Annotated in this window: 22 protein-coding genes and 1 pseudogene; 9 read left to right on the forward strand and 14 right to left on the reverse strand. The window is 70.6% G+C overall.

The window, feature by feature from the left end:
* Positions 1–195: 195 nt before the first annotated feature.
* Positions 196–1,374, forward strand: coding sequence for a YihY/virulence factor BrkB family protein (locus JHN45_RS10700; protein ID WP_200711901.1), 1,179 nt, complete (start codon positions 196–198; stop codon positions 1,372–1,374).
* A 28-nt stretch (positions 1,375–1,402) separates the two neighbouring features.
* On the opposite strand, the pseudogene JHN45_RS10705 reads toward JHN45_RS10700, so the two are convergent.
* A pseudogene (locus tag JHN45_RS10705) lies at positions 1,403–2,271 on the reverse strand (NmrA family transcriptional regulator).
* Positions 2,272–2,352: 81 nt separating this feature from the next.
* Here JHN45_RS10705 and JHN45_RS10710 point away from each other — a divergent pair.
* Entirely contained in the window at positions 2,353–3,288 is a 936-nt protein-coding gene (locus JHN45_RS10710; protein WP_201048821.1) for an AraC family transcriptional regulator, read from the forward strand.
* Positions 3,289–3,298: 10 nt separating this feature from the next.
* Positions 3,299–3,997, forward strand: a complete 699-nt coding sequence (locus JHN45_RS10715) for a helix-turn-helix domain-containing protein (protein ID WP_201048822.1) — start codon at positions 3,299–3,301, stop codon at positions 3,995–3,997.
* On the opposite strand, the gene JHN45_RS10720 is transcribed toward JHN45_RS10715, so the two are convergent.
* From JHN45_RS10720 to JHN45_RS10730, 3 genes are read right to left on the reverse strand one after another with little or no spacing between them, the layout of a single operon-like run.
* Positions 3,994–4,395, reverse strand: a complete 402-nt coding sequence (locus JHN45_RS10720; RefSeq protein WP_200713626.1) for a VOC family protein — start codon at positions 4,393–4,395, stop codon at positions 3,994–3,996. The genes JHN45_RS10715 and JHN45_RS10720 overlap by 4 nt on opposite strands.
* On the reverse strand, positions 4,392–4,889 hold the full coding sequence (locus JHN45_RS10725; protein WP_201048823.1) for a hypothetical protein: 498 nt from the start codon (positions 4,887–4,889) through the stop codon (positions 4,392–4,394). Before JHN45_RS10725 ends, JHN45_RS10720 begins: the two co-directional genes overlap by 4 nt.
* The gene (locus JHN45_RS10730; protein WP_200713624.1) at positions 4,886–5,518 is read right to left on the reverse strand and encodes a VOC family protein; all 633 of its coding nucleotides are present in this window, start codon (positions 5,516–5,518) and stop codon (positions 4,886–4,888) included. Before JHN45_RS10730 ends, JHN45_RS10725 begins: the two co-directional genes overlap by 4 nt.
* Before the next feature lie 38 nt (positions 5,519–5,556).
* Here JHN45_RS10730 and JHN45_RS10735 point away from each other — a divergent pair, with 38 nt between their 5' ends.
* Together JHN45_RS10735 and JHN45_RS10740 are read left to right on the forward strand one after the other, a co-directional pair.
* Positions 5,557–6,165, forward strand: coding sequence for a hypothetical protein (locus JHN45_RS10735; RefSeq protein ID WP_201048824.1), 609 nt, complete (start codon positions 5,557–5,559; stop codon positions 6,163–6,165).
* Positions 6,166–6,193: 28 nt separating this feature from the next.
* Positions 6,194–6,850: a ThuA domain-containing protein gene (locus JHN45_RS10740; protein ID WP_201048825.1), complete on the forward strand. Its 657-nt coding sequence runs from the start codon at positions 6,194–6,196 to the stop codon at positions 6,848–6,850.
* 34 nt (positions 6,851–6,884) lie between these two features.
* Here the strand turns inward: JHN45_RS10740 and JHN45_RS10745 are convergent, their stop codons facing one another.
* From JHN45_RS10745 to JHN45_RS10780, 8 genes are all read right to left on the reverse strand, one after another.
* Positions 6,885–7,328, reverse strand: a complete 444-nt coding sequence (locus tag JHN45_RS10745; protein ID WP_201048826.1) for a hypothetical protein — start codon at positions 7,326–7,328, stop codon at positions 6,885–6,887.
* A gap of 11 nt (positions 7,329–7,339) precedes the next feature.
* Positions 7,340–8,386, reverse strand: coding sequence for a LacI family DNA-binding transcriptional regulator (locus tag JHN45_RS10750; protein WP_200713620.1), 1,047 nt, complete (start codon positions 8,384–8,386; stop codon positions 7,340–7,342).
* A 178-nt stretch (positions 8,387–8,564) separates the two neighbouring features.
* Positions 8,565–10,166: a family 43 glycosylhydrolase gene (locus JHN45_RS10755; protein ID WP_201048827.1), complete on the reverse strand. Its 1,602-nt coding sequence runs from the start codon at positions 10,164–10,166 to the stop codon at positions 8,565–8,567.
* Positions 10,163–11,068, reverse strand: coding sequence for a carbohydrate ABC transporter permease (locus JHN45_RS10760; protein WP_200713618.1), 906 nt, complete (start codon positions 11,066–11,068; stop codon positions 10,163–10,165). The genes JHN45_RS10755 and JHN45_RS10760 overlap by 4 nt, the downstream gene beginning before the upstream one ends.
* A complete protein-coding gene (locus JHN45_RS10765; protein ID WP_200713617.1) occupies positions 11,065–11,952 on the reverse strand; it encodes a carbohydrate ABC transporter permease in 888 nt (295 codons plus the stop codon). Before JHN45_RS10765 ends, JHN45_RS10760 begins: the two co-directional genes overlap by 4 nt.
* 10 nt (positions 11,953–11,962) lie before the next feature.
* The gene (locus JHN45_RS10770; protein ID WP_201048828.1) at positions 11,963–13,294 is read right to left on the reverse strand and encodes an ABC transporter substrate-binding protein; all 1,332 of its coding nucleotides are present in this window, start codon (positions 13,292–13,294) and stop codon (positions 11,963–11,965) included.
* A 201-nt stretch (positions 13,295–13,495) separates the two neighbouring features.
* Positions 13,496–14,587, reverse strand: a complete 1,092-nt coding sequence (locus JHN45_RS10775) for a LacI family DNA-binding transcriptional regulator (RefSeq protein ID WP_201048829.1) — start codon at positions 14,585–14,587, stop codon at positions 13,496–13,498.
* 120 nt (positions 14,588–14,707) lie between these two features.
* A complete protein-coding gene (locus JHN45_RS10780; protein ID WP_201048830.1) occupies positions 14,708–15,721 on the reverse strand; it encodes a hydroxyacid dehydrogenase in 1,014 nt (337 codons plus the stop codon).
* A gap of 208 nt (positions 15,722–15,929) precedes the next feature.
* Between JHN45_RS10780 and JHN45_RS10785 the strand changes: the two genes are divergently transcribed.
* Positions 15,930–17,528, forward strand: coding sequence for a carboxylesterase/lipase family protein (locus JHN45_RS10785; RefSeq protein ID WP_201048831.1), 1,599 nt, complete (start codon positions 15,930–15,932; stop codon positions 17,526–17,528).
* Between the two features lie 179 nt (positions 17,529–17,707).
* Positions 17,708–18,757 (forward strand): LacI family DNA-binding transcriptional regulator, encoded by a 1,050-nt coding sequence (locus JHN45_RS10790; protein ID WP_201048832.1) that lies wholly within the window; start codon positions 17,708–17,710, stop codon positions 18,755–18,757.
* Here the strand turns inward: JHN45_RS10790 and mmuM are convergent.
* Entirely contained in the window at positions 18,744–19,670 is a 927-nt protein-coding gene (gene mmuM, locus JHN45_RS10795) for a homocysteine S-methyltransferase (RefSeq protein ID WP_201048833.1), read from the reverse strand. The two genes, JHN45_RS10790 and mmuM, sit on opposite strands and share 14 nt — an antisense overlap.
* A 43-nt stretch (positions 19,671–19,713) precedes the next feature.
* Positions 19,714–21,825 carry an autotransporter gene (locus JHN45_RS10800; protein WP_201048834.1) on the reverse strand — a complete coding sequence of 704 codons (2,112 nt, stop codon included), beginning with the start codon at positions 21,823–21,825 and terminating at the stop codon, positions 19,714–19,716.
* 197 nt (positions 21,826–22,022) lie between these two features.
* Here JHN45_RS10800 and JHN45_RS10805 point away from each other — a divergent pair, with 197 nt between their 5' ends.
* Both JHN45_RS10805 and JHN45_RS10810 read left to right on the forward strand, forming a co-directional pair.
* Positions 22,023–23,093 (forward strand): family 43 glycosylhydrolase, encoded by a 1,071-nt coding sequence (locus JHN45_RS10805; protein ID WP_201048835.1) that lies wholly within the window; start codon positions 22,023–22,025, stop codon positions 23,091–23,093.
* Position 23,094: 1 nt separating this feature from the next.
* On the forward strand, positions 23,095–24,507 hold the full coding sequence (locus JHN45_RS10810; RefSeq protein WP_200713608.1) for an RICIN domain-containing protein: 1,413 nt from the start codon (positions 23,095–23,097) through the stop codon (positions 24,505–24,507).
* Positions 24,508–24,512 lie beyond the last annotated feature (5 nt).

Genomic DNA, 24,512 nt, shown 5'->3' on the forward strand with positions numbered 1-24,512 from the left:
CAATCAGGATTGACGGACGAAGTCCTCACCGGGAAGCTCTCCAAAACAACCATTAAAATCTCGAATGCCAATTCGAATTCCGGACCGAAAAGTTTCGGCCAGCGCGAGCATGACACGGCCGGCCGGCAGGCACCCGGTCCCGGCCGACGCCCCCGGGGGATGAGTGCATCCCGGCGCGGCGGATACCTTTAGGGCGTGCAGTCAGCAAGTGAAACCCCCGAGCGGCCCACCGGCCGGTTCCACCGGGCGCGTGCCCTCTACCGGAACGTCTCCAAGCGCAGGACCGCCTGGCTGCTGGTCAAGGACACCGTCAACTCCTGCATGGAGTACCGCATCCTGGGCCTCGCGGCCGAGGCCGCGTTCTTCACGCTGCTGTCCGTCCCGCCGCTCCTGCTGAGCCTCATCGGCCTGCTCGGCTACGTCGACAGCTGGACCGGCGCGCACAGCATCGCCGGCCTGGAGAACAACATCCTGGAGGCGTCCCGCACCGTCCTGACCGACAAGGGCGTGCACGAGATCGCCCAGCCGATCCTGCACGACGTCATGAAGGGCGGCCGGCCCGACGTCATCTCGATCGGCTTCCTGTTCGCCCTCTGGTCGGGCTCCCGCGCGGTCAACGTCTTCATCGACACCATCACCGTGATGTACGGCCTCGACGGCGTACGCGGCATCGTCAAGACCCGGATCGTGTCCTTCGCGCTGTTCATCGCGGCCCTGCTGATCGGCTCGATCGCGCTGCCCCTGATGGTGGCCGGACCGGACGCCGTGGTGAAGGTCGTGCCCTGGTCGGAGACGGTCGTACAGGTCCTGTACTGGCCCGTCGTCATCGTCCTGTCCGTCGTCTTCCTCACGACGCTGTACCACGTCTCCGTGCCCGTCCGATCCCCGTGGATCGAGGACGTGCCGGGCTCCCTGGTCGCCCTCGCCATGTGGGTCCTCGGCAGCTACCTCCTGCGCATCTACCTCACCGGCACGGTCGAGGGCCCCACCATCTACGGCTCCCTCGCCGCGCCCGTCGCCGTACTGCTGTGGATCGGTGTGTCCGCGTTCGCCGTACTCGTCGGGGCCGCCGTCAACGCGGCCATCGACCGGGTCTGGCCGGCCGCCGCGACGGCCGCCGCCCGCGCCGCCAACGAACGCCGGCACGAGGAGCAGGCCGCCGAGTACGTCGCCCGCATGGCCGCCGCCCGCACCCAGGACGACGACGACCCGGACGACCCCGACGACGGCGACATGCCCTCCGAGTTCCCCGAACGCTGGTCCCGCTTCCTGCCCCCCGAGGACGTCACGTCCAGGCTGCGCACCCACGCGAAGAGCACCCACGTCAAGAGCACCCACAAGAACGGCGGGGACACACCGGGACCGGTGAAGTAACGCTCCGCTACGGCTTCCGGACGCCCACTCACACCTTCCAGACGCCCGCCGCCGAGGCCTCCCGCGCGAACTCGGAGAAGTCGCGCGGCTCACGCCCCAGCACCTCCTGAACCCCGTCCGAGAGATACGAGTTCCGCCCGTCGAGCAGCGACTCGAACAGCTCTACCAGGAACTCGACCTCCCCGTCCGGCACCCCGAACCCGGCCAGATCGTCGCCGTACTGACGGGCCGACACCGCCCGGTACGTCAACGCCCGCCCCGCCGCCGCGGAGATCTCCGCGATCGCCTCCCCGAAGGTCAGCAGCCGCGGCCCGGACACCGTGAGCGCCTGCCCGGCATACCGGTCCCCGGCCGTCACCGCGGCCACCACCACATCCGCGATGTCCCGCACATCGACTGGGGGCACCTCCCATGCCCTTAAGGCTATGGGGGAGGCTCCCGCACCTCACCGGCCGGAAACACCAGCTCCCCGCTCTCCCGCAGCCCCTCCACCAGCGGCCCCTCGCTGAAGTTCTGTGCGAACCACGCCGCCCTTACGACCGTCCAGTCCGCCCCCGACCCGCGCAGCGCCTCCTCGGTCGGCCGCGCCCGCTCCTCGCCCCGCGAGGACAGCAGCACCAGCCGCCGTACGCCCAGCGAGACCGCCTCGTGCGCGAACATCCCCACCGCGCCGGGCGCGTCCGGCGCCCCGACGTCCGAGGGATACACCAGGTACGCGGCGTCGGCGCCCCGCAGCGTGTCCGCCCACGTCGACCGGTCCGCCCAGTCGAAGCCCTGCGCCCGCGAGGCCTCCCGTACGGTCAGCCCCGCCGCCCGCGCGGCCTCCGCCACCCGGCGCCCGGTACGACCCGAAGCGCCCGTCACCACCATCGTCATGTCCCGTGCGTTCTCTGTCATGCCGTCCAGTCAACGCCGGTGCCCGCGCACGGGCCATCGCTGAACGGCTCATTCCCATAAGCGCGCGTCTACGCTGGCCGCATGGACGCCCTGTCAGGCCTTCTTGAGGGTCCACGCGCGCGTGGCGCCTTCATGATCCGCGCCTGCTTCGACCCGCCGTGGGCCCTGCGCATCGAGGACCGCGCCCCGCTGACGGTCATGCTCATGGTCCGCGGCGACGCCTGCATCACCCCTGAGACGGGCGAGCGGATACGCCTCCGGGCCGGCGACCTCGCCATCGCGCGCGGCCCCGACCCGTACACCTGCGGCGACGCCCCGGACACACCCCCGCAGGCGCTGATCCTGCCCGGCGGCGAGTGCAGCTACCCCGACGGCACCTCCCTCAAGGGCTCGATGGACCTCGGCGTCCGCACCTGGGGCGACCGCCTCGACGGCTCCACGGTGATGCTCATCGGCACCTACCTCATGCGCGGCGAGATCAACGGCCGCCTCCTGGACGCCCTGCCACCCCTGCTCGCCCTCCCCTCCGAGGTCTGGGAGTGCCCGCTCACCCCCCTCCTCATGGAGGAGATCGTCCGCGACGAACCCGCCCAGGAAGTCGTCCTGGACCGCCTCCTGGACCTCCTGGTCATCGCCGCGCTGAGGGCCTGGTTCTCCCGCCCCGAGGCGGAGGCACCGGCCTGGTACCGCGCCCAGGCGGACCCGGTGGTCGGCAGGGTCCTGCGTCTCCTCCAGGACGATCCCGCCCACCCCTGGACGGTCGCCTCCCTCGCCGCCAAGGCCGCCGTCTCCCGCGCGGCCCTGGCCCGCCGCTTCACCGATCTGGTCGGCGAGCCCCCGATGTCCTACCTCACCGCCTGGCGCCTCGCCCTCGCCGCCGACCGCCTCCGCGACACGGACGACACGATCGCCGCGATCGCGAGGGACGTGGGCTACGGCAGCGCGTTCGCGCTCTCCAGCGCCTTCAAACGGGTCTACGGCGTCAGCCCGCAGGAGCACCGGACGCGGTCGGCGTAGCCTGGCCGGCATGTACGCGGAGAGGGCATCGCGACTGCCGGGCGCGGTGGTGTGGACCCGCACCATGGAGAACCCCGACTCGACCCCGGTCCACCCCGTCCTGCCCGACGGCTGCATGGACCTCCTCTGGAACGAGGGCCGCCTGCTGGTCGCCGGCCCCGACACCCGCGCGTACGTCCCCGGAACCGAACCCGCCCACTGGGCCGGCCTCCGCTTCGCCCCCGGCACCGCCCCCACCTACCTGGGCGTCCCGGCCCACGAACTCCGCGACCTCCGTGTCGACCTCACCGACCTCTGGCCCGCCGCGACGGTACGGCGTCTGCACGCCCGCCTCGCCACGGCCCCCGACCCGGCGACGGCACTGGAGGAAGCGGCACTGGAACGCGCCGCCCAGGCACCCCCACCCGACCCACTCCTACGACACCTCGTCGCGGCCCTCGACACCGGCCGCCCGGTGGCCGCCACCGCCGACGAACTCGGCCTGGGCGCCCGCCAGTTGCACCGCCGCTCCCTGGCCGCCTTCGGCTACGGCCCCAAGACGCTCGCCCGGGTGCTGCGCCTCCGGCGCGCCCTCGCACTGGCCCGCGCCGGAGTCCCCTTCGCGGAGACGGCGGCCCGGTCCGGCTACGCGGACCAGGCCCATCTCGCCCGGGACGTCAGGGAGTTCGCGGGGATGCCGCTGGGGCAGCTGCTCGGCCGGACCGGCTAGGCAGGGTTCAGCGGCGCGAAGAGATCCACGCCGTTGCCGTCGGGGTCGTGCACGACGGCGTACCGCTGCCCCCAGAACGCGTCCCACGGCTTGAGCTCCCCGTGGTGCCCGGCACCGACCAACTCCTCGTACACCCGGTCGACTTCGGCGGGATCGTCGCAGAGCAGGGCGAGCGCGGCCCGCCCGCTGCCTCCGGTGGGCGGCCGCCAACCCGCGTGGAACGAGCGGACGGTGTCCTCCGTGTCCAGCAACAGCCGCAGCCCGCCGGGGAGTTGAGCCTCGGCATGCGGCTGGTCCTCGGCACCCTCGGGGAAACCGAACCCGAGCCGACGGTAGAAGGCGACAGAGGCGGCCATGTCGGAGACGACCAGGCCGATCGCATCGAATCGTGGAGTCATGGGGCCACGGTAGGCGGGGGCGGTCGGCGGGTCTTGAACGAATCGGACGCGTCCTCGCCCGCTGAAATGATCCCGACGATCCACGAGTCCATGGACGGGCTCTTGCGGTAGAACGTGTTCGGCTGCACCGGATCGCACAACGCGACCAGGACGTCACCCTCCCGCAGCTCCACGGTTCTCCGGAACGAGCTGGTCCTGCTCGCCCTCCAACGCCTCACTGTGAACTGCATGTCGTGAAGACCAGGCGGGACGTCGACGAACTTCGGTGCCGTGGCGAAACGGTCCCGAGAGCAGATCTTCAGGCCGTTCTCGCGGACGGACACGACCCCCGCCCTGTCGGTGAAGCTGCGAACCGGTTCCCTGATCTCGGCGATCAGCAGAACCCCCGTCCTGCCGTTCCTCCGCACTCCGCGCAGGCGCCCCCTGGCCCGCCAGGGCAGGTGCCGCGCCTTGTCGAGAGTGCCTACGGAGAAAGGTGCACCGGAACCCTTCATGAGAACGTCACCGCCCCGCGAGGCGTGTTCACCGTGAAGGAGAGGCCCACCGGGCCCTCGGCCAGCGCCAGTTCCACGCCCACGGCGGACAGCAGCGGGCGGATCTCGTCCGGTGCCGGGGCGGTCGCCGCCAGCTCCAGCAGGGGCGCGACGGGCAGACCCGAGGCGGTCGGATGCGGCGACGCGCTCCAGTCGATCAGGAACGGCACCAGACCGGAGGGGTGTGCCGTGTCCCCGTCCGTGAGCCGCCACTCCAACAGCGTGCCGTCGGGCCGGCGGCGGCTCATCGCCCGCACGGGCCCGGGGTCGTACCCCTGGGCGCGGGCCGCCGCGACCGCCGCGTCCAGATCGGGCGGACTGATCGCCCAGGTCACGGTCCGGGCGCCGGACAGCCCGTCGACACCGAACGGCCGCGGCCCGGACGGCTCGGCCTGCTCCGGGTCGGGACCGAGGATCTCCAGATAGCGCGAACCACCGAGAGACACCAGGTAGTTGCGGGTGCCGAGTCCGACATGGGCGCCGCCGGCCACCGGTGCGATACCCGTGCGCAGGGTGAAGTCGGCGACGGTCGCCGCCAGTTCGGGGGTCGCGAGGACGAGATGGTCCAGGCGTGCGGGAACGGCATTCATCCCCACCCAGGCTACGCCGTGTACGGCAGGATGGCCCCATGATCCGTGCCGTGCGCGCCCTGCCGCTGTTGCTGTTGCTGCCCGCGCTGATGGTCGGCTGCGGTACCGAGAAGTCGGGTGCCGGTGCCGGAACCCCGAAGGCCTCGTCCTCCCCTTCCTCTTCTCCTTCCTCCTCCCCGACCCCGGCGACGTCCGCCGAAATCGCCTCCCGCGCAAAGACGTTGGGCTTCGACCCCGACCTCGTCTACGTCATCGACCCGCCCGGATTCACCCTCGCCCAGCAGTCGGTGGGCGTCTCGGACGTCGGTCTCTCCGTGGCGTACATATCGCCGAAGACCGGTGCCGTGATCAACCTGCGCGTGGAGCCCGGCACGATGACCGACGCGAACTGCACGACGCAGGCGGTGACCACCGAGCACATGACCTGCGTACGCGACGGGAACGCCTGGTACCGCACCGGCGGGGGAGACGCGGAGTACGTGATGGCGGCGAAGGACCACCTCGTGCATGTCGCCGCCGAGCAGGGCAAGGTGAGTCGCGAGATCCTGCGCGAGTCGGCCCGGTCGCTGCGCCGACCGTACAAGAGCGAACTCGCCGTGGTCCTCCCGCCCAGGGAGTTCAACGACGGTGCGGGGACGGGTGGTTGAGCCCACGGAGTGAAATAGGCTGCCCCGTATGGCTGTTGCCGCACCCCGCCTCCTGGTCTGCACCCGCACCACCGCCTACCGCCACGACTCCATCCCGGCCGCGGTGACCGCCCTGCGCACCCTCGGCCCCTTCGAGATCACCGCCACGGAGGACCCCGCCGCCTTCGAACACCCCCTGGACGACTACGCGGCCGTGGTCTTCCTCTCCACCAGCGGCGAGGTGCTCACCCCGGCGGGCCGCGAACACCTCGCGTCCTACGTCGAGTCGGGCGGCGGCTTCGCCGGCGTCCACGCGGCGGCCTGCACCGAGTACGACTGGCCGTACTACGGCGACCTCCTCGGCGCCCGCTTCGACCGGCACCCCGCCCACCAGCCCGGCAAGGCCGTGACCGAGGACCGCACCCACCCGGCCACTCGACACCTGCCCGCCGTATGGCAGTTCACGGACGAGTGGTACGACTTCCGCACCAACCCCCGGAGTTCGACGCACGTCCTCCTCACCGCCGACGAATCCTCCTACGAGGGCGGCGGGATGGGCACCGACCACCCCCTGGCGTGGTGCCACGAGAAGGGCGCGGGCCGGGTCTTCTACACGGCCCTCGGTCACGCCTCGGAGGCGTACGAGGACCCGGACTTCCGGGCACACCTGCTGGGCGGGATCACCTGGGCGGCGCGGCTGAGTTAGGCCCGCGCACCGCTCGCCGGGACGGCGGTCGCTCTCACCCGACCGGGCGCCACCGGAACCAGTGGTCGACCCCGTCGAGCCGGTAGCGGTCGTCGCCGTCGTCGAACCGCACCTCGCCCACGAGCCGTCGGGCACCCTCCGGCGCCTCACGGTGCGGTGCGAGGAGCAGGTCCAGTTCGTCGTAGCGGGCGTCGATCCCTCCGAGGCCGGGATGCTCGTCGCCCCTGGGATCGGAGACCTGGTACCTGACGAAGATCGCCCACTGCTCGCGCTCCCACGCCACCGCCGCCTCGCTCGCGGGCCACACCGCGTACACGTCGGCCTCGTCCCGGCGGTCGTACTCCCGGCCCTCGTAGTAGTGCGGGACGCCGTCGACGAGCGCGACTCCCTTTCGCGGCCCGTCGTACCACTCCAAGTCCACATACGTGGGCTCGAAGCCGTCCGCGATCAACTGCCGCTTCTCCCATGACATGGCCATATCGCGGCAGGCTACCGGCCGCCCGGCGCACCCGTGCTCGCCCGCTCCACCAACCGCGTCGACAACTCCGTCCGCGTGCTCTCCGGCCGGTCGCCGTCCATCATGCGGACCAGGAGGCGGAGCGCCGTGGCCGCCATCTCCGACAGCGGCTGCCGGACCGTGGTCAGCGCCGGAGTCACCCAGCGGGACTCGGGAAGGTCGTCGAAACCGACCACGCTGATGTCGCCCGGGATGCTCAACTCCCGTTCCGCCAGGGCCTCGTAGACACCGAGCGCCATCCGGTCGGAGCAGACGAAGACCGCGGTCGGCGGTGCGGGCAGGTCGAGGAGTTCGCGCATCCGGGTGCGGGCCATGGCCTGGTCGAAGCCGCCGTGGCGGATGTAGTCCGCGCGCACGGGCACCCCGGCGGAGGCGAGCGCGGAGCGGTAACCGGCGACGCGGGCGCTGCTGCACATCTTGTGCCGGTGACCTGCGATCACCGCGATCCGTTCGTGGCCCAGCGACAGCAGATGCTCGGTCGCCGTCACCCCGCCGTGCCAGTTGGCCGCACCGACCGACACCACACCCGGCGGCGGTTCCTGCACCGGGTCGATCATCACGAACGGGATCCGGTGCTGGTCGAGCCACGCGTACTGCGACGGCGTCAACTCGGCCAGATTGAACAGGACTCCGGAGGATCCCCTGCCGACGAGCTTGTCCAGCCAGCCCCGTTCGGGCCGGTCGGCCCGCGTCCGCGTCAGCCCGGCCGAGACCACCACCTCAAGCCCGGCCTCGTACGCCGCCTCCTCCACCCCGTGCAGCACCGCCCCCGACCAGGAACTCTCCAACGAGTGCACGACCAGGTCGACAAGCCCCGGCGCCTTGTTCGCGTCGAAGCGCGGCCTGCGCACGTAACCGAGCCGCTCCAGCGCCTCCGTCACCCGCCGCCGGGTCTCCGGCGCCACGTCCTCCCGGCCGTTGACCACCTTCGAGGCCGTCGGCACGGACACCCCGGCCTCACGGGCCACGACCGCCAGCGTCGGCCCTGCCGTCATGCTCGCGCTCCCCGCACGGACCATCGGGAACCACCTCTCCAGCCCGCCCGAGGGCCATCGAAAGTTTCGACCAGCGCTGTTCCACGGCCCGACCACCAACCGATCAGAAAGCGCTTCCTACGATAGGTGCGCGTCAACACGGCGGGAAGACCAGGGAATTCACGTGATGACGGCGACCCGATCTTTCGAAACCCCGAACAGGTCAGCGGGGCGGGGCGCACTCCAGGCGAAAGCCGCCGAAGTCGGCGGTGAACTCCGCCCCGACGAGATCCACGGCATGGATCCCGGCCATCGCCCCGGTGAAGCGCAGCCGCGAGCCGTGGTCGTCCGAGAGCCGGCTGAAGTCCAACACCGGTCCCACCGGCACGCGTTCGCCGTCACGGACATACCAGAACCGCGCGTCGGCACCGTCGACCGTAGCCCCCAGCGTCACCGGCGCCCCGAACTCGACCTCGACGAGGGCCACTTCACGTGTCACGTCCTCGTCCCGCTCCACCAGCCGCAGCACCGTACGCCCGCCGCCGTTCTGCCACTGCTGCCCGTGTTGCCCCTCGCCCTCGGGCTCCGCCCAGGTCAGGTCCAGACTCAGATACGCCTCGGCGCCGTACCAGAGCACCAGCCCCGCCGCCTGCGTGAACGTCGACGGCCGTGCCTCGACGGTGACTTCGACCTCCGCCCGATGCTCGGTGATCCGCTGGGCGAGCAGACTGTGCGCCCACCGCGACTCCGGCCCGTGCCGCCCGCGCAGCCGGATCCAGCCGGGGCGGGTGGTGACGTCGGCCCAGGACGGGTCGGGGTATCCGCGTGGACCGTTCCAGGGCCACCCCAACGGCCCTTCCGAGTACGCGACTTGGGCGGGAACTGCGGCGGGGCGCGTCGACACGGCGACCTCCTCCGCCGGGTGCCACCCCCCGTCCCGCAGCCTCGGCCAGCCCTCCGCGTCCCAGGTCACCGCCTGGACCGCAGTCTCCCGGCCCAGGGTGCACCGAGGCCCTGCGGGAGTCGCGACAGGCCGAGCCGCCAAGTGGCTCAACACCCAGTCACCACCCGGCAGTTCGACCAGCTCGCCGTGTCCCGCCTTCTGCAAGGGCACCGACGGATCGTCCCGGGACGTCAGCAGGGGACGGTCGTCGACCTCGTACGGACCGGTGACCGTACGGCCGCGCGCCACCAGCACCCCGTGCTGGAACCCGGTGCCGCCCTCCGCGAGCAGCAGGTAGTACCAGTCGCCCCGCCGCACCAACTTCGGTCCCTCGACGAGCCGTTCGTGCTGGAGCAGCAGCTGGGTCGGGCCCGCCGGAGCGAGCGTGGACCGGTCCAACTCGGTCGCGACGATGCCCGCGAAGCGCCGGCCGCCGGGGCGGTGGTCGTTCTGGAGGTTGAGCAGCCACAGCCGGCCCTCGTCGTGGAACAGCGCCGGGTCGAAGCCGTGGCTCACGACCCGTTGTGGAACGGTCCACTTCCCGCCGATGTCCGAGGCCGTGGTGACGTAGGTGTCGGCGTCGAAGTACGGCGTGCCGACCGAGCGGACGATCGAGTACGTCATCCAGAAACGCTCGCCGTCCCAGCTCAGCGAGGGCGCCCAGATGCCGCCCGAGTCGGGGACGCCGGCGAGGGAGTCGCCGGGGGCCGCGCCCCGGACGTGGCCCGCGTACTCCCAGTGCGCGAGATCCCGTGAGCGGTGGATCGGGATCGTCGGGAACCACTCGAAGGAACTGGTCGCCACGTAGTACCAGTCGCCGACCCTCACCATGGAGGGGTCGGGGGCGAAGCCACGGACAACGGGGTTGTGCAGCAAGGTCACTTGAGGGCTCCCAGGGTGACGCCCGTGCGCCAGTACCGCCGCATCGCCACCATCATCACGGCCATCGGCACGATCGACAGCAGCGCGCCGGTCAGGACGAGGCTGGTGAGGTCGACGCCCGACTCCAGGCGTTTGCCGGACCAGTTGTAGAGGCCGATGTTGAGGGTCCAGTTGTTCTCGCCGCGCAGCACGGTGAGGGGGAGGAAGAAGGCGTTCCAGGTGTTCACGAACGCGAGCAGGAAGACCGTGGCGCCGCCCGTCGTCATCATCCGCAGCACGATGCTGAAGAAGATGCGGAGTTCGCCCGCGCCGTCCAGGCGGGCCGCCTCCAGGAGTTCGAAGGGGATCGTGGCCTCGGTGTACACCTTGGCGAGGTAGACGCTGAACGGGTTGATCAGGCAGGGGATCAGCATCGCCCAGGGGGTGTCGACCAGGCCGATCTTCGAGAACATCAGGTACAGCGGCAGCGTGAGCAGCGCGATCGGGATCAGGAACGAACCCACCACGCACGCGAACACCGCGCTGCGGCCCGGGAATTCGAAGCGTGCGAGGCCGTAGCCCGTGGCGAGCGCGATGAGGGTGCCGCCCAGGGAGCCGACGCCCGCGTAGAGGAACGAGTTGGCGGTCCAGCGCAGGAAGATGCCGTTCTCGTAGGTGAAGACCTGGCGCAGGTTCTCCCACAGGTGCATGCCGGAGAACCACAGGCCGTTGCTCTGGTAGAGGCCGGTGCGGTTCTTGGTGGCGGCGACGATCAGCCACCACACCGGGAACAGGCTGTAGGCGCTGGCCAGGACAAGACCGACGAGCAGGAAGCGCTGGCCGCCGCGTGAACGGGCCGCCGGATCGGGCTTGTTGAGACGCCGGACCTGATGGGCGGTGCGGCGGTCCTCGGTGAGGGTCATGCGTCGGCCTCCTTCGCGGTGAGCCGGTAGAAGAGGAAGGAGGCGAGGCCGAGGATGAGGGCGAGGAGGACCGAAAGGGCCGCCGCGTAGTGGTAGTTGCCCGCGTTGAACGCCTGGTTATAGATGATCATGATGGGCGTGAAGTTGTCGTTGACCGTCTGCGGGGTGACGTTCCGGAACAGCGCCGGCTCGTTGAAGATCTGCAGCATCTGGATGATGGAGAGCATCCCGGTCAGCACCAACGCCCCTCGTACGTAAGGGATTTTGATGCTCGTCGCGACCCGGAACTCGGAGGCGCCGTCGAGCCGGGCCGCCTCGAAGAGGTCACGGGGCACGCCCTGGAGCGCCGAGTAGATGATGACCATGTTGTAGCCGATGCCGTGCCAGGTCAGCAGGTTGCCGATGGACGGCCACACCATCGAGGGCGCGAAGAAGTTCCAGGACAGGCCGAACACCTTGCCCAGCGGGGTCAGCGGGCCGACGTCCGGGCTGTACAGGTTGATCCACACGATCGCCGCCACTACTCCCGGGATCATGTACGGCACCAGGAGCAGGATCCGGAAGCGGCCCGCGACCTTCGAGGACAGCGCGTCCAGGAACAGCGCGAGGAGCAGGCTGACGAGCAGCATCACCGGGATCTGCACGCACGCGAAGAGCACCACGCGCAGTACCGAGTTCATGAACGCCGAGTCGGTCAGGCCCTGTTGGTAGTTGTGGAGGCCGGAGAACTTCTCCGTGGAGCCGCCGAGGCCGAGCCCGGACTGGTGCTCCACGAACAGTGACTCGTAGACGGCGTACCCGATCGGTATCAGGTAGAGGAACACGAAACCGAGCTGGAAGGGCACCGTGAACGCGGCACCCTTCCAGCGCTGGGAGCGAATCATCTGTGCTGCCTCAGCCCTTGACGCTGATACCGCGGGACTTCAGGTCCTTGACCGTCCACTCCTGCATGTGGGCCAGCAGATCGGTGACCTTCTCCTCCTTGTTCATCACCTTCGCCCAGCCCGTCTGGAGTTCGGTGAACATGGCGGTCCAGTCCGGGCCGAACACCCAGTCCGAGGTGACCGTGCCCAGGCTGTCGGTGACGACCTTCTTCGCGGGCTCGTAGTTCGTGCCGAGGAGCTTGTCGGAGATGGCCTCGGCGACATACGCGTTGCTGTCCGCGAGGGCCGGCATCACACCGTTGCCGGTGGTCGGGCTCGCCATCGTCTTCACCGCGCCGGTGTCGGTCGACATCCACAACGCGGCCTCGGCGGCCTGCTGTTGGTGCGCGCACTGCTTGGTCACCAGGGTGACGCCACCGCTCTGGTTGGTGCCGGCCGGCGTCTTGGCGGCCTCGCCCGCGAAGGTCGGCCAGGGCGAAAGGGCCCACTTGCCGTCGGACTTGGTGAAGTTCTGCACCATGCCCGCCATCTGCCAGGTGGAGATCTGCCGGGTCGCGGTGCCGCCGTTGTCGTAGTTGCGCTGTACGGCCGCGTAGTCGGCGAACGACAGCTTGGAGGCGAGGTCGTTGTCGACGATGTCCTGGATCACCTTGGCCGCCTTGAGGCTGCCCGCGTCCTGGAAGTCCACCTTCCAGGAGTTGCCGTCGATGGCGTACCAGTGCGCCCCGGCCTGCATGGAGAGCACCTCCAGGGTGCTCGGGTCCTCACCGGCGTAGTTGGTGATCTTGATGCCGTGCTTCTTCAGCACCTTGCCCGCGGCGATGAACTCGTCCCAGGTCGTGGGCGCCTTCAGGCCGTACTTCTGGAAGATGTCCGTGCGGTAGATCGTGAAGGCGGGGGCCGAACTGGTCGGCACGCCATAGGACTTGCCCTGCACCTGCGCACTGGCCCAGGCGCCCGCGTTGAACTTGTCCTTGTCGGCGGAGACGTACTGCGAGATGTCGGCGAGCGCGCCCTGCGAGACCCAGGTGGTCACGTACTCCGCCGTGTTCTGCACCAGGCAGGGCGCGTTGCCGGCCTTGACCGCGTTGGTGAGCTGCTTCTGCATCGTCAACTGGTCGGTGACCTTGGTGTACTTGAGCTTGATGTCCTTGTGGGCGGCGTTGAACGCCTTCACGACGGCGTCCTGTCCGTTGGCCCAGCCCCAGAAGGGGAGGGTGACCGGACCGGAGGACGTCTTGTCTCCCGAGCCGGATCCGCCGCAGGCGGAGAGCAGACCTGTCAGTGCTAGGCCCGCGACGGCTGCCCGAGCGAACCTTCTCCGGGGGCTGGTGAAGTTCATCAGACCGTGTTCCTTCGGAAGAGAAGAGGTAGAAACCGGTTGCTTGGAAGGTAGACATCGGGGGCTGTTCGGAGCAAGAGGTGTGCAGCGACTTGTTTCGACAGCCCAGGACAGACCCCGTCCGGCCTGGGACTTTGAAGAGAAACCGGTTACGTAACGCCCTGGTTCCGTGTGCTCGCCGTGTGCTTTCCGTGGGCTGGACTAGTCCCGTCGAGCGGGCGGCCGCACCGAGTTCCGTACGACGACGTGTGTGCCCAGCACCAGATGGTCGCCGTCGCTTCCCCTGCGCCGGCCCGTGCCGCCGCCCTCGCGCCGGTCCGCCACCGCGCGCAGCGCGACCCGGCCCATCTCCTCGTACGGGACGTGCACGGTGGTCAGCTGCGGGGTGAGCTGGGAGGCCAGCGGGATGTCGTCGTAGCCGACGATCGACACGTCCTCGGGCACGCGCAGGCCCCCCGCGCGCAGCGCCTGCATCGCACCCGCGGCGACCACGTCCGTGCCCGCGAGCACCGCCGTGAAGTCCACCCCTCCCTTCAGGCTCTCCTCGACCGCCTCGAACCCGTGCTCGTAGTCGTACGGACCGTGCCGCACCATCCCCGGGTCGAACGGCACGCCGTACGCCTCGAAGGCGCGTTGCGCCCCCCTCAACCGGCCCTGTGCCGTGGTGAGTTCGGCGTGTCCGGGCAGCAGCAGGACCCGGCGGTGGCCGGCCGAGAGGAGGTGGCTGGCCATGGCGTAGGCGCCGCCCTCGTTGTCGTAGTCGACCGTCGTGGCCGGGACGTCGCCCTCCAGCGGCGGGCGGCCGACGAGCACGAGGTGCGAGCCGGCCGCGTCGAGGGAGCGGGCGAAGCGGGCCATGCGCAGCTGGTACTCGTCGACGTCGTAGGCGCCGCCGAGCAACACCACGGCGGCGACGCCCTGTTGGCGCATGAGGTTGACCAGTGCGAGTTCGCGCTCCGGGTCGTCGCCGGTGGTGCCGACCAGGGAGAGCCAGCCGCGCAGGGTGGCCGCGCCCTCAACTCCCTTGGCCACATGGGCGAATGCCGCGCCCGTGATGTTGTTGATGAGGATCGCCACGGTCGGTGTGCCGCCGCCGGCCAGGGAACGGGCGTGCGCGTTGGTGACGTAGTCGAGGTCGCCGACGACCTTCATCACCCGGCGGCGCAGCTCCTCCGACACCGGGTAGTTGCCGGACAGCACGCGCGAGACGCTCGCCACCGAGACCCCGGCGCGCTCCGCCACGTCCCGGATCGTGGCCCGGCCGACGTCGCCCGACGTCTTGCGCTGACTCACCGTGGCGACTCCTTCGCGGTATCGGCTTCCCCACCGGGCGCGCGAGGCCCTGCTCCCGCGCCGGTCCGGAAACCGTATCCCATCGTTGTTCCAGGCAGGAGGGCCTGTGGACGGCCCGGATCAGGCGACACGGGCCAGGTCCGCGTGCCGTACCTCGTGGGCGGGCGGCAGGCCCGCGGCCAGCCGCTCCAGCTCGTCGACGACGATGGAGCCGAGCCGCGCCAGCTCGTTGCCGAGCGAGCCCGCGATGTGGGGGGTGAGGAAGACGTTCGGCAGCTGGTAGAGCGGGGACGTGGGGGGCAGCGGCTCGGGCTCGGTGACGTCCAGGATCGCGGTGAGCCGGCCGGACAGCAGCTCGTCGGTGAGGGCGTCGTGGTCGATCAGCGCGCCCCGGGAGGTGTTGATCAGCACCCCGCCGTCCCGGATCAGGGCGAGCCGCCCGCGGTCCAGCATGCGCTGTGTCTCGGGGATGTCGGGAGCGTGCAGGCTGACGATGTCGCTGTTGCTCAACAGGTGGTCCAGCGGCAGGAGTTCGGCACCGAGCACGGCCGCCTCGGTGACGCTGACGTAGGGGTCGTGCAGGAGGACCTCGAAGTCGTAGGGCCGCAGCAGTTCGAGCAGGCGGCGGCCCACCCGGGAGGCGCCGATGACGCCGATCCGGCGGCCTAGGTTGCCGATCGCGGCGGTCTCGGCGGGTGTCGGGTACGCGTGCGCGTGCCGGAAGCGCTCCCGCTGCGCGAAGGTGTCCTTCCCGGCGAGCAGGATCATGGCGAGGGTGTACTCGGCGACCGGCAGCGCGTTGCCGGTGACCGCGCTGGAGACGGTCACCCCGCGTTCCCACAGGGCCTCGCCGACCAGCGAGCGGACCGATCCGGCCGCGTGCAGCACGGCGCGCACCCGGGGTGCCGCCGCGAGGGCGTCGGCGTCGAGGTGCGGGCAGCCCCAGCCGGTGATCAGGACCTCGGCCCCGGCCAGGGCCGCGGCGGCCTCGGGGGCGGCGAAGTCCCGTACGACGAGCCCGGGGTCGATCTCGGCGGTCCCCCGGAGCCGTGCCATCAGGGGTGGGGGGAAGAGCAGGGGCAGGTGCACCGGATCCATGGCGAACACGGCCCTCGGCGGCTGGGCGCTGGGCATGACCCTCCAGTACGTGACAGGAAACGTTTTCTGAAAGCGTCTTCTACCGTAGATCTGCCGGGGAGCGGGGGTCAATCGGTGAGAGGGGGTGCAGCGGACGGAATCATGACGTGACCCGGCTGGCGGAGTTCGTCCGCCGGAATAGCCGGGCGCGATGTGATGCTCTGATGAGCGTGGTTCACGAGCGCGGTGAGGAGCTGGTGGGCAGATGACGGCTACGGCAGCAGCGGCGACGGCGGAGCAGACGGGCCCCGTGGTGGGAACCCCCTACGGGGCGGTACGCGGCCGGTACGAGAACGGGATCGCGGTCTTCCGGGGCATCCCCTACGCGGCGCCCCCCTTCGGGTCGCGCAGGTTCCGCCCGCCCGTCCCGCCCGAGCCCTGGACCGGGGTGCGTGACGCGCTCGCCTTCGGGCCGACCCCGCCGAAGCCGCCGTACTCCGACGCCTTCGCCAAACTGCTCTCCGACCCCGTCGTCCCCGGCGACGACTGCCTCAACCTCAACGTATGGACCCCCGAGCCCGGCCCGGGCGCCCGGCTGCCGGTCATGGTCTGGCTGCACGGCGGCGCGCTCACCCGGGGCTCCTCGGCCGTCCCTGTCTACGACGGACATGCCTTCGCCCGCGACGGAGTCGTCCTCGTCTCCGTCAACTACCGCCTGGGCGTGGAGGGTTACGGCCTCTTCCCGGACGCCCCCGCCAACCCCGGCCTGCGCGACCAGCTCGCCGCGCTGCGCTGGGTGCACGAATCGATCGAGGCATTCGGCGGCGACCCCGACAAGATCACCCTCTTCGGCCAGTCCGCCGGCGCGATCAGCATCGGCGCCCTGCTCGCCGCCCCGCAGGCCCAAGGGCTCGTCCGCCGGGCCGTCCTGCAGAGCGGCCCCCCGGAGGCCTTCGACCGCGACAAGGTACGGCGGATGGTGCGCCGGATGGCGACCCGGCTGAAGGTCCCCGCCACCGCCGAGGCCTTCGCCGCCGTCGACCGCGAACTGCTGCTGCGTACCCAGGCCGACGTGGGCAGGCTCAGCAGCCCGGTGCTCGGCGGGCCCACGTTCGGGATCGTCATCGACGGCGAACTGGTGCCCCGCGACCCGCTGGAGGCGCTCATCGACGGTCAAGTCGCCCGGGACGTGGACCTGTTGATGGGCTGGACCCGCGACGAGTACCGGCTGTGGCTGGTGCCCGGCGGCCTGCACGAGCGCGTCGACCGGCTCGGCGCGGTCGCCCTGGCCGGTGCGATGGCCCGCTGCCACTGCGGTGTCGAGGTCCCGCGCGGCTACCGCGCCCTGCACCCCGGAGCAGGCACCGCCGAGACCGTCGGCCAACTCGTCACCGACCACCTGCTCCGCTACCCACTGCACCGCCTCGCCGACGCCCGCCCCGGCAACTCCCACCTCTACGAATTCGCCTGGCCGTCAAACCTCCCCGGCCTCGGCTCCTGCCACGCCCTGGAACTCGGCTTCGTCTTCGACACGGGCGACGTCCCCGAGGCCGCCAAGCTCGCGGGCGAGGGCGCACCCCAGGAACTCGCCGACGCCATGCACGGGGCCTGGATCCGGTTCGCCGTGGACGGCGACCCGGGCTGGCGGGCCTGGGACGACTCGCACCCGGTCCAGATCTTCGGCGAGGGCGCGCCCTATGTCGCGAACGGCCCGCGCGACCCCGAGTTCGCCCTGTGGGCGGCCGACACGGCGACGCGCGAGCCGGCGGTCCCGGTCGTGGGCACGCCCGCACGGGGTGCCGTGGAACTGCGGTCGGTCGTACGGCGGTTGCGGCGGACCGGGGATGTGCCGAAGTCGTCCTGAGCGGGCGGATACGGGTCGGAAACCGGTTGCCCAACGCCAGTTGTCGACGACTGCCGTGCTGACGTAGGCGCATTGGCCGACGCACGCCTCTCCTCCCGGCCGTCGCTCGCTGCTACCCTCCGCGCAGGGAACCGGTTGCCGGACGTGTTCCCGCAGGCAGGGGAGGGGCGGGGCGGCGCATGACGAGAAAGAGCCAGGACGCGAGCGGGAGCACCATCCGGGACGTGGCGGCCCGCGCCGGGGTGTCCGCCTCCACGGTGTCTCGGGTGCTCGGCGGCGAGTACCCGGTGAGCACGGCGACCCGCACCCGCGTGCTGCGGGCCGTCCGCGAACTGGACTATGTCGCCGACGCCCGCGCCAAGGCCGTCGCGGGCGTCGGGACACCGACCCTCGCCTTCGTCCTGGAGGACATCACGGGACCGTCGTTCGCGCTGATGGCACACGGTGTGGAGCGCGAGGCGACCCGGCTCGGGCATCTGTGCCTGGTGTGCAGCACGGAGGGCGACGTCCAGCGTGAACTGGACTTCATCGAGACCATGCGCGCCCAGCGCACCGCCGCCGTGATCCTCGTCGGCGGCACCGCCGACACCCCCGAGTACCGCACCCGCACCCGCCGTATCGCCGACTCCCTCGCGGCGGCCGGCTCGCGGCTCGTGCTGTGCGGACGCCCGCCGCTCGGCCCGGGCGCACCGGTCACGGTCATCGAGTACGACAACGAGGGCGGCGCCTACGCCCTGGTCGCGCACGTCCTGGCCCAGGGCCACCAGCGGGTCCTGTTCCTCGGCGGCAAGCCCGACCACGCGACCGCGCAGGGCCGCGAGCGGGGATACCTCGCCGCCCATCGCGCCCGCGGCCTCGAACCCGACCCGGAGCTTGTGCTCCACGGCGACTTCACCCGCGACTCGGGCCACCGGCTGATGCGCCAGGCGCTGAGCCGGAAACTGGAGTTCACCGCCGTGGTCGCCGCCACCGACATGGTCGCGGCGGGCGCGCTCACCGCGCTGCACGAGGCGGGCCTGAGCGTCCCCGGGGACGTCTCACTGGCCGGCTACGACGACATCCCCTTCGCCCGCGACCTGTACCCCGCCCTGACCACGGTCCACGTCCCTTACGAGGAGCTGGGTCGCCTCGCCGTCCGTACCGCGCTGGGCCGCACACCGGAGTCCCCGGACGAGCACCTGCTGCTGGGCACACATGTGGTCGTACGGAACTCGATCACGACGCTGTGAGCGTCCGCCGGATGTCCGCGATCGCCTCGGGTCCCACCCGGCAGCAGCCGCCGATCAGCCGCGCGCCGGCCGCCCGCCAACCCTCGACCTGCTCGGCGGTGAAGGTGGAACGCCCCGTCCACGCCCGGGCGTTGGCGTCCCACACTTCCCCGCTGTTGGGATAGACGACGACGGGCTTCCCGGTGACACGGGCCGCGATCTCGACCGCGCTGTCGACGTCCTCCGGGGCACTGCAGTTCACCCCGACCGCGATGATCTCGTCCGCGTCGGCGGCCAGGGCGAACGCCTCCTCCAGCGGCTGCCCGGCACGCGTCCGGTCGCCCGCGATCGAGTACGACAGCCAGGCCGGCGTCCGCAGCCCGCGCACCGCCCGCAGCAGCGCCTCGGCCTCGTCCGTGTCCGGAATCGTCTCGAAGGCCAGCACGTCGGGACCGACGAGGTCCAGCACCTCAAGGCGCGGCCGGTGGAAGGCCTCCAGCTCGGCCACGCTCAGCCCGTACCGTCCCCGGTACTCGGAGCCGTCCGCGAGCATCGCGCCGTACGGCCCGACCGAGGCCGCCACGTACAGGGGCCGTTTGCTGCCCCGCCGCCCGGCCTCCACCGCCGCGTCGATGCCCAACTCCACGCTCTCGGCCATGAGTTCGGCCGCCCGGTCGTGCTTGATCCCGCGTTTCGCGAAGCCCTCGAACGTGGCCTGGTAGCTGGCGGTGATCGCCACGTCGGCGCCCGCCTCGAAGTACGCGAGATGCGCCTCGGCGATCGCCTCGGGCCGGTCCGCGAGCAGCCGCGCCGACCACAGCTCGTCGCTCAGATCGTGCCCGGCCGCCCCGAGCTGGTTGGACAGCCCGCCGTCGAGGACGAGCGTTCCGGCGGCGAGGGCGTCGGCGAGGAGGGGAGCGGTGTCGCTGGTCATGTCTCGACGCTAGTCGATACGGCCGCACCAGCGCCTGTCGGCCCTACGCCGCGTGCCTCCCGCCTCCGCCCCCACGCCTGCTCCTGCCCCGGGTGCGCGTGGTCGCCGGGACCAGCAGGGCGCCCAGGAGGCCGAGGCCCAGGGCGTAGGGCCACCAGCCGAAGCCTGCGCCGCGGGCGGTGTTCTCGGTGCGGGCCTCGGTGATCGTCGTCCCGGACGACGACTTGGGGCGGGCGGTGGGGGAGGAGGAGCTGCCGGCGGTGACGGTGGTCAGGACGACGTCGTTGCCGTCGCCGCCCCGGTAGCTGATCCGGTACGTCGTGTCGGCGAGCTCGAGTTTGCTGCCCTCGCGAAGTCCCTTGAAGGCGCCGGTCGTTGGGGCGCTGCCCGTGTGGTCGAGGATCGTCACGGTCCGTGCGGGGTGCGTACCGGCGGCCGAGAGGTCGAGGTCGCCGGCCAGGGCGACCTTGCCCGCCGCCTTCAACGGCTTCGCGCCCAGGACCAGTTCGCCCTTCGCGCTCTGCGTGTAGTTCCCGGTCACGGTGAGCCCGGTCGTCACCACGCCGTCGTTCGTCACCGAACCCTTCACCGTGCCCACACCGGTCAGGTCGGTCGCCACACGCAGGCCGGCCGCCCCCACATCCAGCCGCGCGCCCGCCGAGGTGAGCCGGATCGCCCTGCTGTGGACGAGAGTTGCCCCCGAGCGGAGCGCCAGTGTGCCCTTCGAGACCGTCGTCGTCCCCGTGTACGTGACCGCCGTGCCCGTCAGTGTCGTCGTCGCGGCACCGGACTGGACGAGGGACCCCTTGCCGGAGAGGTACGAGAGTTTCACGGGGAGGGACACGTTCCGCGCGACAAGGGTCCCGTCGTCGACGATCCGCCGCCCCTCCGTGCCGGTCAGCAGCCCGCCGTCGCCGCCCCGCTTCCCGGATCCCAGCCGCAGCACCGCCCCCTTCTCCACGGTCGTCGAGCCGTCGTAGTACTGCGGCGCCGCGAAGGTCACGTCGTTCCCGCGCGTCCCCGCCACGACGATGTCCCCGGCGCCGGGCGCGGCCAGCGTGTCGTGGTACCTGCCGCCGCCGATCGGTGCGCCGAGGGTGACCGGACCGTCGTAGTCGAAGGTCAGTCTGGACCGGACCCCGCTCGCCGCGTGGAGGTTGATGTACACGGTGTCCTTGGTGCCGGGCATGAAGATCTGGTGGGTGGTGCCGTCGCCCCACTGGACGTTCGCGCCCTCGATGTTGGTGCCGCGCTTGTTCAACTGGTGGGCGATAGCCCGCCAGTTGAGGCCGGGGTCGCTGAGCGACGGGTTGGTGTCGCCGCCTTGGTCGCTGTAGCTGTACTGGCCCGTGAGGACGACCTTGCTGCCCGGGCGGGAGTGCACGTTGACGTCGCTGCCGTACTCGCGCTGGTAGAAGTTCTGGCGCAGGGTGATCGTCTGGTACAGCGGGGTGTCGATGATCCAGGAGCCCTGGTTGAGGATCGCACGGGCGTTGGGCAGCGCCACCGGGTACTCGGGGCGGCCGACCGCCATGCCGGTGCCGTTGTCGATGACCCCTGAAAAAGGGTGGGTTCCGGCGAGGTCGAGGGTGCCCCACATGTTGCGGGGCTGGGTGACCAGGCCCGAGCCGCTGATGGTGCCGATGTTGAAGGTGCGGGTCAGGGAGAGACGCAGGGTGCCGTCGACCCGGACGTTCAACTCGTTGAGCTGGTAGCCGGGTGTGCTGTACGGGAAGTGGCCGATCAGTCCGGTGCCACCGCCCGTGCCGTACTGGAGAGTCGTGCCGCGCTCGACCGTGATCGCGGGCGGGTCCGGGTTGCTGACCGTGGTGTACGGATGGTTGCCGCCCTGGGTGGTCACCTTCTGCCGTTGCCGGTCCGCCGGGAGCGTGAAGTCGCTGTCCTTGGTGAGGATCAGCGTCCCGCCGCCGCGCACGGTGAGCGTCCCCTGGCCGCGGAACACCCCGCCGTACGTCGTCGTCCCGGCGGGCACGGTGACCACCGTGTCGCCGGTGAGCGTGACATCGCGGCCCGCGAGCACGTCGGCGGTGGCGTCGCGGGCACCGGCGGCGAAGGCGGGATCCACCGTGACCAGGAGAGCGACGGTCGCGAGGGCGCCTACGGCGGCTGCTGTCTTGTGGGTATGGCTGCGCACGGGAGTGGAGACGGTTCGAGGCGCACCGGGATAACAGAAATTTCGGCGGGAGACGAAAGAGTGGGGGAAAGCGCTCTCTCTTTGTCTCGTCGGACCCGTTGACCTCGTGGTGGCACACCCTTACCTTTTCGGCGTTCGAAGTCGTTCGTAATGACAGATGGTGTTCGCCACCTCGAACGTTTCCGAGAGGCAGTTGTATGAGCCGCAACGACGAACTGCCCCATGCCCCCAGCCGGAGGCTGATGCTGAAGGGAGCCGCTCTGGCCGCGGGCGCCCTGGCCGTCACCCCGGCCCCGGCGACCGCGTCCCCGAAAGCAGCCCCGTTCGTGAACCCGCTCGTCCGCCAGCGCGCCGACCCGTACATCCACCGGCACACCGACGGCCACTACTACTTCACCGCCACCGTCCCCGAGTACGACCGCATCGTCCTGCGCCGCTCCCGCACCCTCAACGGCCTTGCCGCCGCTGCCGAGTCGGTGATCTGGACCAAGCACGCGACCGGCGCGATGGGCGCCCACATCTGGGCGCCGGAGATCCATCGCATCGGCGGCAAGTGGTACGTCTACTTCGCCTCCGCGCCCGCCGAGAGCGTCTGGGACATCCGCATCTGGGTCCTGGAGAACGCCAACCCCGACCCCTTCCAGGGCACTTGGGAGGAGAAGGGTCAGGTCAGGACCGCCTGGGAGACCTTCTCCCTGGACGCCACCACCTTCACCCACCGGGGCACCCGCTATCTCGCCTGGGCCCAGCACGAGCCCGGCATGGACAACAACACCGCCCTGTGGCTGTCGAGGATGGCGAACCCGTGGACCCTGACGGGCCCTCAAATACGCCTGTCCACACCGGAGTACGACTGGGAGACCGTCGGCTACAAGGTCAACGAGGGCCCGGCCGTCATCGCCCGCAACGGCCGCCTCTTCCTCTCCTACTCGGCCAGCGCCACCGACTGGCACTACTGCATGGGCCTGCTGACCGTCGACGCCGACGCCGACCTCATGGACCCGGCGAACTGGTCCAAGTCGCCGACCCCCGTCTTCACCAGCAACGACACCACTGGGCAGTACGGCCCCGGCCACAACTGCTTCACGGTCGCCGAGGACGGCCGCAGCGACGTCCTCGTCTACCACGCGCGCCAGTACAAGGAGATCACCGGCGACCCCCTGAACGACCCCAACCGCCACACCCGGGTCCAGCTCCTCGGCTGGCACCCCGACGGCACCCCCGACTTCGGCGTCCCCGTGGCCGACACCGTGAAGGAGAGTGTGTGAGATGAGACGTGCGTACGCCATCCTGCTCGCCCTGGTCTGCGCCCTCGCCGCCGGTCTGGTGACGGCGGGCCCGGCCCAGGCCGCGGCCCAGACCATCACCAACGGCACCCAGTTCACGGACACTTCGGGCAACGCCCTGCACGCGCACGGCGGCGGAGTGATCAAGGTCGGCAGCTACTACTACTGGTTCGGCGAGGACCGCAACGCCGACAACACCTTCAAGTACGTGGACGCCTACCGCTCCACCGACCTGAAGAACTGGGAGTTCCGCAACCACGTCCTGACCCAGTCCAGCGCCTCCGAGCTCGGCACCGCCTACATCGAGCGGCCGAAGGTCATCTACAACGCGTCCACCGGCCAGTTCGTGATGTGGATGCACAAGGAGAACGGCGTCGACTACAGCGAGGCCAAGGCCGCCGTCGCCGTCTCCTCGACCGTGGACGGCAGTTACACCTACCAGGGCAGCTTCCAGCCGCTCGGCGACAACATGTCCCGGGACATCACGACGTTCGTCGACACCGACGGCACCGCCTACATGGTCTCCGCCGCCAACGAGAACTACGACCTGCACATCTACAAGCTCACCGCCGACTACACCGCCATCGACAGCCTGGTCGCCAACCCCTGGGTGGGCGGACACCGCGAGGCACCGGCCCTGTTCAAGCGCAACGGCGTCTACTTCATGCTGACTTCGGCGGCCACCGGCTGGAGCGCCAACCAGCAGCAGTACGCCACCGCGACCAGCATCACCGGCCCCTGGACGGCCTTCACGAACGTCGGCGACTCGACCGCCTACAACTCGCAGACCGCCTACGTCCTCCCGATCACGGGCACTTCGGGCACCTCCTACCTCTACATGGGCGACCGCTGGGGCAACTCCTTCGGCGGCACCGTCAACGACTCCCGTTACGTCTGGCTGCCGTTGACCTTCCCGACCACCACCTCGATGTCCATGGCGTCCTGGTACCCGGAGGTGTCGATCGACACGGCCGCCGGCACGATCACCGGCACGAGCGCGACGTACAACACGCTCATCGCCCGCAACAGCAGCAAGTGCGCCGACGTACCGAACCAGTCGCTGTGGCAGGGCGTCGCGATCAGCCAGTACACCTGCAACAGTGGCACCAACCAGAAGTGGTGGTTCAAGGATCTCGGCACCGGCTACTACGAACTCATGGGCCGGGGCAGCTCGTTGTGCCTCCAGGAGAACTCGACCAACGTCACCCAGGAGAACTGCACCGGCGCCACCGCCCAGCAGTGGAGCCTGACCACGTCCGGCAGCTACGTCCTCGTCAAGGCCAGGACCAGCGGCGAGTGCCTGGACGTGTCCGGCGCGTCCACCGCCAACTCCGCCGCGATCATCACGTATACGTGCAGCGGGGCGACCAACCAGCAGTGGACGCGCGGTAGTTGACAGCT

The sequence above is a fragment of the Streptomyces sp. MBT53 genome, assembly GCF_016654115.1.
Lineage (GTDB): Bacteria > Actinomycetota > Actinomycetes > Streptomycetales > Streptomycetaceae > Streptomyces.

Coding starts and splice junctions, on each gene's coding strand:
- JHN45_RS10805 (WP_201048835.1), top strand. CDS start 22,023: ATGAGCCGCAACGACGAACTGCCCCATGCCCCCAGCCGGAGGCTGATG.
- JHN45_RS10730 (WP_200713624.1), bottom strand. CDS start 5,518: ATGAATGCCGTTCCCGCACGCCTGGACCATCTCGTCCTCGCGACCCCC.
- JHN45_RS10770 (WP_201048828.1), bottom strand. CDS start 13,294: ATGAACTTCACCAGCCCCCGGAGAAGGTTCGCTCGGGCAGCCGTCGCG.
- JHN45_RS10810 (WP_200713608.1), top strand. CDS start 23,095: ATGAGACGTGCGTACGCCATCCTGCTCGCCCTGGTCTGCGCCCTCGCC.
- JHN45_RS10765 (WP_200713617.1), bottom strand. CDS start 11,952: ATGATTCGCTCCCAGCGCTGGAAGGGTGCCGCGTTCACGGTGCCCTTC.
- JHN45_RS10740 (WP_201048825.1), top strand. CDS start 6,194: ATGGCTGTTGCCGCACCCCGCCTCCTGGTCTGCACCCGCACCACCGCC.
- JHN45_RS10735 (WP_201048824.1), top strand. CDS start 5,557: ATGATCCGTGCCGTGCGCGCCCTGCCGCTGTTGCTGTTGCTGCCCGCG.
- JHN45_RS10715 (WP_201048822.1), top strand. CDS start 3,299: ATGTACGCGGAGAGGGCATCGCGACTGCCGGGCGCGGTGGTGTGGACC.
- JHN45_RS10725 (WP_201048823.1), bottom strand. CDS start 4,889: ATGAAGGGTTCCGGTGCACCTTTCTCCGTAGGCACTCTCGACAAGGCG.
- JHN45_RS10785 (WP_201048831.1), top strand. CDS start 15,930: ATGACGGCTACGGCAGCAGCGGCGACGGCGGAGCAGACGGGCCCCGTG.
- JHN45_RS10790 (WP_201048832.1), top strand. CDS start 17,708: ATGACGAGAAAGAGCCAGGACGCGAGCGGGAGCACCATCCGGGACGTG.
- JHN45_RS10760 (WP_200713618.1), bottom strand. CDS start 11,068: ATGACCCTCACCGAGGACCGCCGCACCGCCCATCAGGTCCGGCGTCTC.
- JHN45_RS10710 (WP_201048821.1), top strand. CDS start 2,353: ATGGACGCCCTGTCAGGCCTTCTTGAGGGTCCACGCGCGCGTGGCGCC.
- JHN45_RS10720 (WP_200713626.1), bottom strand. CDS start 4,395: ATGACTCCACGATTCGATGCGATCGGCCTGGTCGTCTCCGACATGGCC.
- JHN45_RS10780 (WP_201048830.1), bottom strand. CDS start 15,721: ATGCCCAGCGCCCAGCCGCCGAGGGCCGTGTTCGCCATGGATCCGGTG.
- JHN45_RS10745 (WP_201048826.1), bottom strand. CDS start 7,328: ATGGCCATGTCATGGGAGAAGCGGCAGTTGATCGCGGACGGCTTCGAG.
- JHN45_RS10750 (WP_200713620.1), bottom strand. CDS start 8,386: ATGGTCCGTGCGGGGAGCGCGAGCATGACGGCAGGGCCGACGCTGGCG.
- mmuM (WP_201048833.1), bottom strand. CDS start 19,670: ATGACCAGCGACACCGCTCCCCTCCTCGCCGACGCCCTCGCCGCCGGA.